Below are 12719 nucleotides of genomic sequence, written 5' to 3' on the forward strand. Positions count from 1 at the left end.
AATAACCTTATGCATACCAATCGCCTGATGGGTTATTTAAGTGCGAGTACAACTAAAGAGAAGGGTGGAATGATTACTTTTAATTTTCCGCCTTTCAATTTTGCCTGGGTAAAAGTTGAAGGTTTAACACGTTCAGGCTGATCAAAAGTATTGTGATCATCTACCTTTTTAGAAGTTAGGATTCTGCCGGTTACGTTTTTATATTCCTGACCGGTGATGTCGATTTCTATTTCTTCGCTTTTAGAGGAGTGAATATTAACCAGAGAAACGTGGGTTAGACCTGCAGTACTTTTTGAGGCAGACACAGAAACGGCCGGTAATTTTTCTTTACCAAATACATAGTCAGAAGTTTTCACTTCCACAGGAATTAAAGTAGCATCCTGGTGCACTTTGTACATTTCCATCACATGGTAGGTGGGTGTAAGCAGCATTTTTTCTTTATCTGTTAAGATTACAGCTTGTAATACATTTACACATTGCGCTAAATTGGCAATTTTAACGCGATCACTGTGGTTATTAAAGATATTTAAGGTAGCACCTGCAATCATGGCATCGCGCATGGTATTCTGCTGATATAAGAATCCAGGGTTAGTTCCCTGCTCCACATCAAACCAGCCACCCCATTCATCAACAACCAGGTCTATCTTTTTATTAGGATCATATTTATCCATGATGGCTGTATGTTTGATAATAAGTTCATCCATACGTAAAGCGGTTTTCATGGTTTCGAAGTATTCCTGCTCAGAATAACCAGTGGCAGGACCTTTCTTTTCCCAGGTTGGGAAAGAGTAATGATGTAGCGCAATACCATCTAACATGCGCAATGGAATGCCTTTCATCAAAGTTTCTGTCCAGTGATAATCGTCAACATTAGCACCCGACGCTACTTTATACAAATTCTGCCCCTCCATAAAGGTGGCAAAGCGGCGGTATTCGCCAACATAGTACTCAGGTGTCATATTGCCTCCACAGCCCCAGGCCTCGTTACCGACACCCCAGAATTTCACATTCCAAGGTTTTTCCTGTCCGTTTTTAACACGCAGGTCTGACATTGGACTTTTTCCTTCAAAATTTACGTATTGTACCCAATCTGCAAGCTCCTGAACAGTACCACTACCGGTATTGCCGGCAAGATATGGCTCCGTACCCAAAAGCTTACATAGGTTTAAAAAGTCGTGAGTTCCGAAACTATTGTCTTCAGTAACCCCACCCCACATGGTATTAACGATAGATGGACGATTAATCTTTGTGCCAACCCCATCTCTCCAATGGTAACGATCGGCAAAACAACCACCTGGCCAGCGAAGATTAGGGATATTCAGGTTCTTTAAAGCAGCAACAATGTCATTTCTAACACCGTCGGTGTGGGGAATTTTTGAATCTTCGCCAACATAGAACCCATCATAAATGCTCCGCCCAAGGTGTTCGGCAAAGTGGCCATAAATGTGTTTACTAATTTGATTGGATGGCTTATCTGCACGTAAAGCGACAACCGTTTGTTGTGCAAACAGCGAAGTGGTTGCAAAAACGCTTAATAGACAAACCAAAGTAATTTTTGGTAAGGTTTTTTTGAACTTCATCATTATTGGGTCTAGGTTAAATTGATGAACCTGCCGGTTTATTGACCGCCAGGTTTATGGTTAATTTGTTTAGTTACGTGATATTTTAGGCTTGACATTTAGTTTCTGATAAGGGCATGGTAAGATTAAGCGTAATCTGTTCACAAGCTAATAGGCCTGCGTTGTTTACTTATGATCAGGTTATATTTGGTTAAAATAATACTAGCTATTTTGGGTTATCAAACTAATGTAGCAATAATATTTTAAATGTCAATTTAACATTTAAAATATCATTTTCAAGTTTTATAAAACGATCTCACGTGGCAAAAAAAGCAAATACACATTATTTAAATTCTAACACCTGGTTTAAAAAGGCAATGTATATGCAGGCACAAAATTCGGTAAACAATATTAGCGGAATGGAGTAGATTCAAATTTGTAATGGGTTCACCACATTCAGACACATGGCCTCGTTTTAATGACCTGAAAATAATCAAACCTGTTACCCTGTGAATGACTATACACGTGTAAAGAAGATGTAAATCTAGCGGCGCATTTATAACATTAATCAATTTACTTAGCAATTTGGCATGGCTTAATAGGCTTGGAAAGCCCTTTTAGAGGGGTGTAAAATTATTCAACACCCTTTTCCCACATTTTCACAAGGCAATACACAATCCTCAAAGCCAGCAACAATCAGGTAAAAAAGTTTGTTATTTTCGAACTAACAAACACCATCATCCGTCTACCCGATTAAACAAAAAACTAGCTTCAAAAAACTGATTTACTGTAAGTAAAATGGCGAAGCTATGCCAGGAACATCTAGCTTAAGCATACAACTAACCTTATAAAGCATATGAACAAAAGAACAAACCTTATGGTATTGCTCATCACAATACTTTTCTGTTCCTGTGGGAGCTACCAAGACATCCCTTACTTTCAGGATCTTAAGACATCTGGACCATCAGAAGAACGTGTAGGCAACTACTCCCCACTCACGATACAGCCTGATGATATTTTGGGAATCAATGTAAACAGTAGAAACCCAGAGTCGTCGTCCATATTTAACAACAACATTAGCAGGGTAAATGGGGTGACCGCATCAACACCACAGGATGTACCAGCTACAGGTTATAAAGTTGATGGTGAAGGCTATATACACTTACCCTTAATTGGAAAACATAAAGCCTCAGGGATGACCGTTGCCGCGTTGAGGGAACAGCTAAACAACCTGATGTTAACGTATTACAAAGATCCTGTGGTGAATATCTGGATCCTGAATTTCAAAGTATCTGTTTATGGAGACGTACTCAGACCGAACATCTACACCTTACAAAATGAGCGGACAACCATCACTCAGGCTTTAAGTTTGGCTGGAGACCTAAACATTACCGCCATGCGTAAAAGAATATTTCTCATCCGAGAAGAGAACGGTAACAGGAAATATATCCCTATTGACCTGACTTCAAAAAAGTTATTTCAATCGCCCTATTATTATTTAAGGAATAACGATGAAATCTATGTTCAACCTGACCGGACTAAATATGCAACGGTAGACCGTGGTTATAGAACAGCCACCTTAGTACTTTCGGGACTTTCAATTATTGCTATTGTGTTATCAAATTTATACAGATAAACCATGAACTTACATATCAACCGCTTTCTATATTATTGGCCCCTCTTCTTAATTACCTTATTGGTATCTGTGGGATTAGCCTATTTATATGTTCGGGCTCAAAACCCCAGTTATGAGATAAAGGCTACTCTTTTAATCCAGGATGAGAAAAAATCACCTGATCAGCAATCTGCGCTAAAAGAATTAAACCTATCAAACTCTACCAAAATCATTGAGAATGAGATCGAAATACTAAAATCTAACGCCCTTATATCCAGGGTAGTTGACGATCTTGACTTAGCGGTCATTTATACAATGGATGATAAACTTCGTAAAGAGGATTTATACAATACAACACCGGTGAAGTTCACCCTGCTGCAAGCAAACAAAAACTTCGAACCAGAGGAGTTAAACATCACGATAAAAGACCAAAATACCTTCCTGCTATCTACAAGTGAGGATAGCGAACAAGAATATTCTTTTGATAAGACATTCAGAAATAAATTTGGCACCTGGAGGTTAAGTCCAAACAGCAATATCGATCAATTTGCGGGCGCACCTATACACATCAAGGTAAACAATCCTCAGCAAACAGCGATTCTTTATCAAAAAAAGATTGATGTAAGCCTGCTGAATAAATTGTCAACTGCCGTTGTTATCAGCATCATAGAACAGCACCCGCAACGTGGAATAGATGTTTTAAACCAGCTCATCTTAAGTTATAATGAAGCCGCAAAGACGCAAAAGAATGAGGAGACTAAAAGTACGATCAATTTTATTGATCAAAGGCTCACAGCCCTCTCTGAAGAACTAACAGAAGCCGAAAAAGGAATTGAAGGCTTTAAAAGTAGTCGTGGAATAACTGACATTAGTGCCGATTCAAAGATCAGCCTGGAAAATATGCAGGCCAATGATAAAACGCTTAATGAAGTGAACGTCAAAATTAGTGTAATAGAAGGGATCGAAGATTACATTAATGCCAACCAGAATACAGGTAGAGTTCCAGCTACTTTGGGCATTGTAGATCCCGCCTTGAGCAGTTTAATCGAGAAACTGACACAATTGCAACTACAACATGATCGGTTGCTTGCCACTACCCCTGAAACTAATCCTGATTTTGAGCCCATTAAAATGCAGATCCAAAGTACAAGATCGGCCATCAGAGATAATGTGCGAAATATTAAAACCTCTTTATATAGCACCCGAAATAAATTACAGAGTTATAATTCGCAATTTGAATCATCAATAAAAAACATCCCTACACAGGAACGCCAATATATCAGTATAAAAAGACAGCAAGCCAGTAAGGAAAATTTGTACACTTATTTGCTTCAAAAAAAGGAAGAAGTCTCTGTTAGTTACGCCACCACCCTATCTGATGAACAGATTATCGACAAGGCCTATGCTGTGCCAACCGGAGGCTTAATGAAATTAGCCACTTATGCTGGCGCTTTCATTTTAGGTCTAGGACTTCCGGCAGGTTTAGTTTTTGCCCGCAGCCATGTCAAAGACAGTATTGTTAATTTAAATGAAATCAAAGGTGATCTTAAAGTTCCAATAGTTGGTCAACTCGAACTTTCGGAGGATAAACAACAATTAGCGATAAGTCAATCCAATTCAAGTGCCATGAGCGAGCAACTCAGGGCCCTACGCTCCCGGCTTCATCACCTTTATAAACGAAAAATTAGTGGGCGAATCACCCTCGTTACTTCAAGTATTTCTGGAGAGGGGAAAAGTTTTGTGAGTAGCAACCTTGCCGTAGCGCTAGCCATGGCAGGCCGAAAAACACTCATTATCGAGGCTGATATGCGTAAACCAAAAATTGCAGCAACATTGGGTTTACCTAAAGGAGAGGCTGGTCTAAGTGATTTTTTAATGGGCAATGCAACGGACAACAACATTATCATTCCACATCATACCATTCCTAATTTACACGTTATTTGTAGTGGCACGCCGGTAGGCAATCCATCGGAACTATTAGAGGACGACAGCCTTCAAAATTTGTTCTCCGGATTACGGGAAACTTTTGATGATATTATAATTGACAGTCCACCAGTACACCTGGTATCTGATAGTTTTACGCTATCTAAAATAAGTGATGTTACCTTATATATAATCAGACAGGGGTATACGGAAAAAGCGGAATTATCATTTATAAAAGATTTGTATGAACAACAGCAATTGAGCAATATGATGTTCATTTTTAATGGCATCAGTAAAATTAAATATGGTTACGGCTACAACTACGATTACAGTTATTACAACCAGGGCGCTAAAAAGAAACCTCTAAATTTTTTGTTTAGCAATTTCTCGAATCGTTTTATGCCCGCTTAAGTTCCCACTACAGCAGCATCATGAACGTAGAAAAGAAAAACCTAACCAGAAACGTCTTATCACTATCAGCCGTCCAAATTGCCAATAATGTATTGCCATTGCTCTCGGTCCCGGTGATCTCTCGAATTATTGGGCCTGACAAGTTTGGATCAATCAATTTTGCCGCTTCTTTTATAGGTTACTTTGTCCTGCTTATTGGCTATGGTTTTGACCTTTCTGCGACGAGGAAAATAGCAAGAGACCCGTTTAACGTGGAAAATCGTAATCAGGTTTTTAGTGAGGTATTTTATATACAGTCAATCTTATTGTTGATTTCAGGTTTAATTTTCACTTGGCTGCTTTATACCATTCCCCAGTTTAAGGTTGAATCCTTATTGATGCTTTTTTCATTTTTAATTTGCATCAGCACGTTATTTACTCAAAACTGGTTATTTCTTGCGATGCAGGATATGCCTAAAGTTGCATTTTTCAATTTAGTCACCAAGCTGCTATTTACAGTATTTATACTCCTATTAATTAAACAAAAAGACGACTACGTGTTACAGCCTTTAATTATTGGCTGTATACAGATTGTCGTGTCTTTAGCATCGTTTGCCTGGGCTTTCAAGAAATACAAGTTAAAATTTGTAAAGGTTCCAATTGTTGCTACCCTAAAATTATTGTGGACCGAGCGAATGATTTTCTTTTCGTTGGTCGTAGTTAACTTATTTACATCCACGAATGTATTTATTTTAGGCCTTTATCAAAGTCCTACGCAAGTTGGCTATTTCACAGCAGGGCAGAAATTAATTATTATTATTCAGACCATTTTAACTACCCCCTTATCGCAGGCACTTTATCCTTATATAGGGCAGGCATTCGGGGTGAGTAAGGAAGCCGGAATAAAAATGGTGCAAAAATTACTTCCTGTAGTCCTAATGCTTACTGGTGCTGCCGTATTAGCGATCATTTTACTGGGACCTTATCTTATACGCTTATTTTATGGGGAAAAGTTCTATCCTGCAATACCTGTATTATATATATTAATGTTCCTACCATTGATCATCTGTTTCAGTAACCTCATGGGTATTCAAATTATGCTAAACCTGAAGATGGACAAGATTTTTTTCAGGATCACAGCTTGCGGAGCGGCAATTAGTATTCTACTAAATTTATTGATGATTAAAAAATGGGGGTACCTGGCAACTTCTTTCAATTGGGTACTGACCGAGTTCATTATTGCAATCACGATGTTTTTGGTTTTAAAGAGAAAAGACATCCACCCTATTGATCTTCAATATTTCAAATTATCAATTTATAAAAAATATTACCAGGCCATAAAATTAAAGTATTGGCCTTCCCCGTAATGTTATAACATATGGCTTATCGAAATGAAAAAAACTGTAGCTACGGTACTTACATTTAATCGTATTGCACTTTTGACGGAGTGTATTAAGTGTATAAGAAATCAAACAGTTCATGTAGATCATATAATTGTGATCAATAATGCAAGTACTGACGGAACAAAGGAATGGCTTGAAGAACAACCCGATATTGAAGTGATTACTTTGACTAAAAATTTCGGCGGATCAGCTGGTTTTAAAATCGGACTACAAGAGGCTTATCAACAAGAATTCGAGTGGATCTGGATGATGGATGATGATGCCTTTCCTGAAATAGACTGCTTAGAGAACCTGATGATGGAAAGCGAACTGCTGCCTGACAAGAATATTGTACTTGCACCGGTTGTTGTAGAGGGTGACAAAGTAGACCACATGCACCGGGGATATATTGATTTTGATAAGATACAATTCCCTTTACAGGTTCATACTAATGACAAAATCTTCCAAAAAGAAGGCAATCTTGTTGAAATTTCTTTTGCCTCGTTTATAGGTTTGTTTATTAAAAGAGAAATTATCAGTAAAATAAACTTCCCACATCATAATTATTACATCTTCCAGGAAGACATGGAATATTCAATTAGAATTGTTAAAGCTGGATTCCCTATATACCTGGTCAAAAATGCCGTTGTATACCATAAGATACGAAGTGTTCCTGAACTGAAAAATTCTGACGCTTCAGCCTTTACGAGTAAAAGTTATAAGAAAGAAAAAAGAACGTTAGCTCAATACTATTATGACAAAAGAGAGAAATATCAGGACATCTCCAAAATAAACCCTCTATTATTCATTAGCAAACGCAATTGGTTATGGACCATCATGCACCATAACGGAATGAACATGCCGCTTTTTTTATTTCTAGTAAACGACATGTGTAGATCTATAGCCTATGTTGTCTTCTCCCGATCTAATAACAAACTATTGTTCAATCTCTATTATGCCATGTATAGCCAAGGTCTTTCAGGAAAATTTGATAACTCCACGATATTAACGATGCCAAAGAATACAAACATATGATCGTGACAGAAAACAAACAACGCCTACAAGGAATGATGATTTTTTTGCTGGTCATACTTTCCTTGAATTTCTTCTTTGCGAAATTTGTATCCACCTCCATGCTTAAGAATGTATGTTATGCCTACATGCTTGGTGCCATCATAATGTCTGTTCCGCGATCTTTCAAAATCAGTAATGGATTTGTACTACCCGTGCAAATGATTAGTATATCAGTGCTTTTATCAATTTTCTTAGCGCAGATATCCTGGAAACAAGATTTAACTTATTTTTCGAGCTCCATTCCATATTTATTATGGATTGTGTTTTTCTATCTCTTGCATATTCGCTTCCCAATAGCAAAACTGGAAAAAATAGTTTTTTTTTATGGATGGGTTTACATTGTACTCTTCATGTACCAATACACCCATAGCCATGTTGTGTACTTTGGATTTAGAGATGAATTTGCGGAAGACAGGGGTGTAATAAGGATTCTTTTCCCAGGGGCAGGGGTGTTTTTACTAGCTTATTATATTGCTTTAAACAAAGTTTTAGAAAAACATAAATACCGTTGGGCTTTCGCCCTTTTCATCTTCTGCGGGATCATTGTAACGGTATTACAGGTAACTAAACAAAGTATTGCCATACTAATCCTTATTACATTATTTCATCTGCTTAGAACAATTTCAGTTGGCAAAAAAGTATTTGTTATGATTTTAGCAAGTTCCATTATTTATGGAACGCTAAATTCCAACAATCCTATTTCAAGGGGAATCGTTGAATCTCAACGGGACAATATTCAGCAAGGCAATCAAAATATTAGGATCCTCGCAAGTGAATACTTTGTAAATGACTTTTCACCTAATTTGCTGAGTAGAATTTTTGGCAATGGATATCCAAACCTGAAATCTAATTATGGTAAGTTTATCACTATTCTCGAAGAAAACTATGGTTATTTCCTTACCGATGTTGGAGTAGTAGGAATGTATGCAATGTTTGGTATCCTTCCCATCATCGCATATATCATAATCTTCTTTAAAGGCTTGAAAATGCGCGTACCTCCAGAATATCAATACTTGAAATATTATTTATTTAACCTTTTAGCTACCTGTCTCACCTCAGATTCTATTTTTTCCATAAGCTTTATTCTTACGAATGTATTTGTGCTCTACAGCCTGCAGGTTTTATATGAAGAAAAACAACCGACAACTTTAATAAAAGTATAGCATGGCTAACGATGTGAAATTAGCGCTTGTCATACCGGCTTTTAAGGGACGATACTTTAAAGCAGCCCTTGATTCTATTGCACAACAAAATTGTAAGTTATTCAATCTATATATTGGAGATGATGCTAGTCCGGAAGACCTGGGCACACTGGTTGAAGCCTATCAAGGAGATCTTAATATTACATACAAACGGTTTCCGGAGAATTTAGGTAGCAAGAACCTGGTAGCACATTGGGAGCGTTGCATCAACCTCACTCAAGATGAAGAATGGGTGTGGTTATTTTCCGATGATGACGTGATGGGAAGTTCCTGCGTTCAAAATTTTTATGATAATGTGAATGGAAATGGTAGTAGTACTGATTTGTTTCACATCAATTTAAATTTCATTAACGGTGCAGGCGGTATCACTAAAGAATGTAAACCATTTCCCTTACGATTATCTGTTTCAGACTTTTTTTTCAGGAGAATTAAATTTCAAATTAATAGTTCTGTTGTAGAATACATATTCAGAAAAACCGTATATGTTGAAAAAAACGGGTTTAAAAACAATGAGATGGCCTGGTGCTCAGATGATGCTACTTGGCTTAAATTTGGAGAAAAAAAAGGAATTACTACCATTCCCGGAATAGTGTACTGGCGGATTAGCGGAGAAAACATCTCTTCTATGAATAGCGACAAAAATGTCGTCATTAAGAAAATCACTTTAAATATTAAGCACATTAAATGGGCTACCAATTTTCTAAAGAGCCATAATCTGGTCGATCAAACTAAACCATTTGATAAAATTAAATGGATAATTTCTACACTAGTTGTAACACCTGGGTTCTCATTCAAGGAAAGATATCAGGTGCTTAACAAGGTCATTAATGAGTTAGAATTTCATGACACCAAACTGCTAGCCAGCTCATACCTAGTCTACTGGGAAATCAAAAATTTCCTCTTAGGCTATCAAAAACCCTAAAAAATGAAGGTACTCTATGTTACGAATATGTATCCTGTTGAGGACTACATCTATTTTGGTATACATGTTAAGGAACAAATAGAGGCTATAGCCACCCAAGGTGATATAGAGACGGAGGTTTACTTTATCAATGGCCGCGCAAAGAAATGGAATTACTTTAATAGCATAGCAAACATCCGGAACAAAATTAAAAATGGAAACTATGATTTGATTCATATTCATTACGGCTTATCCGCATTGTTTCTGCTCTTTTACCAACCAAAAATCCCCGTTGTGGTCACGCTACATAGTGGCGAGCTCTATAAAAAAAAGGGAATACTAAATCACTTGGCCCAAAAAAGCATTACCATGGCTGCGTTGAAGAACACCAATAGGATAATAGTTCTAAATGATGATATGGTGAATTTATTATACAAACACAAGCAAAAGTTAGTCAAGTTGCCCTGTGGAATAGACCTGAACACCTTTATAGAAAGAAATACAAGCCAGCCTGAACAAGAATTAATTGTGGGCTTTCCTGGAAATAAAGCAAGAAATGAAAAGAACTTTAAACTCTTTAAAGAAATTATAGATGAACTTCGGAAAACGTTCAATATACGAATTGTTGAATTTCACAACTTCACCAGGAATGAAGTATTGCATCACCTTCAAACGCTCGATGTATTAGTGATGACTTCTTTAGTGGAAGGCTCGCCACAAATAATTAAAGAAGCAATGGCTTGTAATAGGCCAATAGTCAGTACTAATGTTGGTGACCTAGCTGATTTACTTCACAATGTAAAGAATTGCCATGTTATCAACTCCTTTGAGTCAGCTGCACTGCTTAAGCCAATAAGAGAAATATTTTCTCTTTCTGCAGAACATCGTAAAACAAATGGTCGGGAAAAACTTATACAAATGAAACTAGGTGCCGATCAAGTAGCCAAATCAGTAATACACGTCTATAATGAAGTCTTATGAAAAAGCTTTTCCTCATTACTTACTATCTTTTATTAAAAAACTTGCCATCGAGCTATTTTCCATGCGGAAAATTTTTCAATACATTAAGAGTGGGTGTATTAAAAAATCTATTCACCATTGGCCCACATACAACGATTGAGTCGGGATTTAAATTCGGAATGAAAGATGTTTTAATCATAGGCAGCCATAGCCAAATCAATGAAGATGTCTATATACAATCTGCAATTATAGGTAATTACGTATTAATTGCGCAAAGGGTAGCTATACTAAGTGTAACCCATCATTTTGAATCCACTATCGTTCCTATCAAACTTCAGGGGTCAACTAATTCATCACCAGTGATTATAGCCGACGACGTTTGGATTGGAAGAAATGCAATCATTATGCCTGGCTTGATCATTGGAAAAGGGGCTGTAATTGCAGCAGGGGCTGTGGTAACGAAGGACGTTCCTCCATATGCAGTTGTCGGTGGAGTTCCAGCCAAAATCATCAAATATCGAAATAAAATATACATAGAAAATTAACGCACCAAACAGATTAGCAAACTTTTAAAATCACTACCATGAAAATTTTAGCAATTGCATCAGAAGGTGGCCATTGGGTACAACTTTTAAGATTAACACCGGCATTCAAAGACCAGGAGTTGTCATTCATGTCAACTAACCCGGATATCAGTGCTACGTTGAAAGATTATACTTATTATAGAGTACCCGATGCCAACCAGCAGACAAAACTTAAATTAATAAGTTGCTTCTTTCACGTCGCCTGGATAGTTTTCAAGCAAAGGCCTAAAGCAATTATTACCACTGGGGCTGCACCAGGACTAATGGGCATTATTGCAGGCCGGTTAATTGGCGCTAAAACCATTTGGATAGACAGCATCGCCAATGCTGAACATATATCATTAAGTGGGAAAATCGCCAAGTACTTCGCAGATAGAGTTTATACCCAATGGGCAAACCTGGCAACTAATAAGATATTCTATAAGGGAAATGTATTATCATGATATTTTTAATAACTGGAACACAAGCACCATTTGACCGCCTTGTAAAATGCATGGATGAGATTGCACCATCTCTGAATGGGGTGGAGATTATTGCCCAAATCAATCAGTCAAAATATAAAGTTAAAAACATGAAGTCTGTTGCGATGTTGAATCCCATAGATTTTAATGAAAATTTTTCAAGAGCAGATCTTATCGTAAGCCATGCAGGAATGGGAACCATTATTTCAGCGTTACAAAATAACAAACCAGTTATAATTTTACCTAGGTCAGCTGCTCTTGGAGAGCATCGTAACGAGCATCAGCTTGCCACCGCCAAGATATTAGAGAAACTGAAATACATTCATGTTATTTATGAAGAAAAAGAATTGGAAGCAAAAATTTTCTCTTTTTTAAAAGGTGAATTAATTCCTTTACATGCTATTGAAAACTCTGCATCTTCAAGTTTAATCGGATCGATCCAAGAATACTTAAATATTAGCACCACGAACGACACACATAAGCCACAATCTGCACCAGAAATGAATTAAAGGTAATTTTTCCTTATTATTTATTGTAGTATTCCATAAAATAAAAAGGAATCATAAGTAATAAAAATAGAGTCTTTCAAAATAAAATTTGAATCATTCCTAATAAAAGTATCGATATCCTAATTTTTTTATTTAGTTTTGGAAAAAATTCCTAAATTA

At 37.0% G+C, this 12719-nt stretch carries 10 protein-coding genes and 1 pseudogene; 10 read left to right on the forward strand and 1 reads right to left on the reverse strand.

Going from position 1 to position 12719, the window contains the following annotated elements; all coding sequences use genetic code 11:
- Nucleotides 1–32: 32 nt before the first annotated feature.
- The gene (locus IWX76_RS16440) at nucleotides 33–1583 is read right to left on the reverse strand and encodes an alpha-N-arabinofuranosidase (RefSeq protein WP_334642110.1); all 1551 of its coding nucleotides are present in this window, start codon (nucleotides 1581–1583) and stop codon (nucleotides 33–35) included.
- Nucleotides 1584–2415: 832 nt separating this feature from the next.
- Here IWX76_RS16440 and IWX76_RS16445 point away from each other — a divergent pair.
- The 10 genes and pseudogenes from IWX76_RS16445 to IWX76_RS16490 all read left to right on the forward strand — a co-directional run bounded on the left by IWX76_RS16445 (nucleotide 2416) and on the right by IWX76_RS16490 (nucleotide 12560).
- Nucleotides 2416–3195 carry a polysaccharide biosynthesis/export family protein gene (locus IWX76_RS16445; protein ID WP_196861112.1) on the forward strand — a complete coding sequence of 260 codons (780 nt, stop codon included), beginning with the start codon at nucleotides 2416–2418 and terminating at the stop codon, nucleotides 3193–3195.
- A 3-nt stretch (nucleotides 3196–3198) separates the two neighbouring features.
- On the forward strand, nucleotides 3199–5508 hold the full coding sequence (locus IWX76_RS16450; RefSeq protein WP_196861113.1) for a GumC family protein: 2310 nt from the start codon (nucleotides 3199–3201) through the stop codon (nucleotides 5506–5508).
- A gap of 20 nt (nucleotides 5509–5528) precedes the next feature.
- Nucleotides 5529–6854 (forward strand): flippase, encoded by a 1326-nt coding sequence (locus tag IWX76_RS16455; protein ID WP_196861114.1) that lies wholly within the window; start codon nucleotides 5529–5531, stop codon nucleotides 6852–6854.
- A gap of 24 nt (nucleotides 6855–6878) precedes the next feature.
- A complete protein-coding gene (locus tag IWX76_RS16460; RefSeq protein WP_196861115.1) occupies nucleotides 6879–7904 on the forward strand; it encodes a glycosyltransferase in 1026 nt (341 codons plus the stop codon).
- The gene (locus tag IWX76_RS16465; protein WP_196861116.1) at nucleotides 7901–9106 is read left to right on the forward strand and encodes a hypothetical protein; all 1206 of its coding nucleotides are present in this window, start codon (nucleotides 7901–7903) and stop codon (nucleotides 9104–9106) included. The genes IWX76_RS16460 and IWX76_RS16465 overlap by 4 nt, the downstream gene beginning before the upstream one ends.
- Nucleotide 9107: 1 nt before the next feature.
- Nucleotides 9108–10067: a glycosyltransferase gene (locus tag IWX76_RS16470; protein ID WP_196861117.1), complete on the forward strand. Its 960-nt coding sequence runs from the start codon at nucleotides 9108–9110 to the stop codon at nucleotides 10065–10067.
- Between the two features lie 3 nt (nucleotides 10068–10070).
- Nucleotides 10071–11027: a glycosyltransferase family 4 protein gene (locus tag IWX76_RS16475; protein WP_196861118.1), complete on the forward strand. Its 957-nt coding sequence runs from the start codon at nucleotides 10071–10073 to the stop codon at nucleotides 11025–11027.
- A 344-nt stretch (nucleotides 11028–11371) separates the two neighbouring features.
- Nucleotides 11372–11527 (forward strand): annotated as a pseudogene (locus tag IWX76_RS18185) (DapH/DapD/GlmU-related protein); the annotation flags it as partial.
- A gap of 62 nt (nucleotides 11528–11589) precedes the next feature.
- Entirely contained in the window at nucleotides 11590–12033 is a 444-nt protein-coding gene (locus IWX76_RS16485; RefSeq protein ID WP_196861120.1) for an oligosaccharide biosynthesis protein Alg14, read from the forward strand.
- Nucleotides 12030–12560 carry a glycosyltransferase gene (locus tag IWX76_RS16490; protein ID WP_196861121.1) on the forward strand — a complete coding sequence of 177 codons (531 nt, stop codon included), beginning with the start codon at nucleotides 12030–12032 and terminating at the stop codon, nucleotides 12558–12560. Before IWX76_RS16485 ends, IWX76_RS16490 begins: the two co-directional genes overlap by 4 nt.
- Nucleotides 12561–12719 lie beyond the last annotated feature (159 nt).

Source organism: Pedobacter sp. CAN_A7 (assembly GCF_015752175.1).
Taxonomy (GTDB): Bacteria; Bacteroidota; Bacteroidia; order Sphingobacteriales; family Sphingobacteriaceae; genus Pedobacter.

Bases quoted from the DNA above. Each gene is read 5' to 3' on its own strand.
- IWX76_RS16455 (WP_196861114.1), top strand. From the start codon at position 5,529: ATGAACGTAGAAAAGAAAAACCTAACCAGAAACGTCTTATCACTATCA.
- IWX76_RS16465 (WP_196861116.1), top strand. From the start codon at position 7,901: ATGATCGTGACAGAAAACAAACAACGCCTACAAGGAATGATGATTTTT.
- IWX76_RS16470 (WP_196861117.1), top strand. From the start codon at position 9,108: ATGGCTAACGATGTGAAATTAGCGCTTGTCATACCGGCTTTTAAGGGA.
- IWX76_RS16475 (WP_196861118.1), top strand. From the start codon at position 10,071: ATGAAGGTACTCTATGTTACGAATATGTATCCTGTTGAGGACTACATC.
- IWX76_RS16450 (WP_196861113.1), top strand. From the start codon at position 3,199: ATGAACTTACATATCAACCGCTTTCTATATTATTGGCCCCTCTTCTTA.
- IWX76_RS16440 (WP_334642110.1), bottom strand. From the start codon at position 1,583: ATGATGAAGTTCAAAAAAACCTTACCAAAAATTACTTTGGTTTGTCTA.
- IWX76_RS16460 (WP_196861115.1), top strand. From the start codon at position 6,879: ATGAAAAAAACTGTAGCTACGGTACTTACATTTAATCGTATTGCACTT.
- IWX76_RS16445 (WP_196861112.1), top strand. From the start codon at position 2,416: ATGAACAAAAGAACAAACCTTATGGTATTGCTCATCACAATACTTTTC.
- IWX76_RS16485 (WP_196861120.1), top strand. From the start codon at position 11,590: ATGAAAATTTTAGCAATTGCATCAGAAGGTGGCCATTGGGTACAACTT.
- IWX76_RS16490 (WP_196861121.1), top strand. From the start codon at position 12,030: ATGATATTTTTAATAACTGGAACACAAGCACCATTTGACCGCCTTGTA.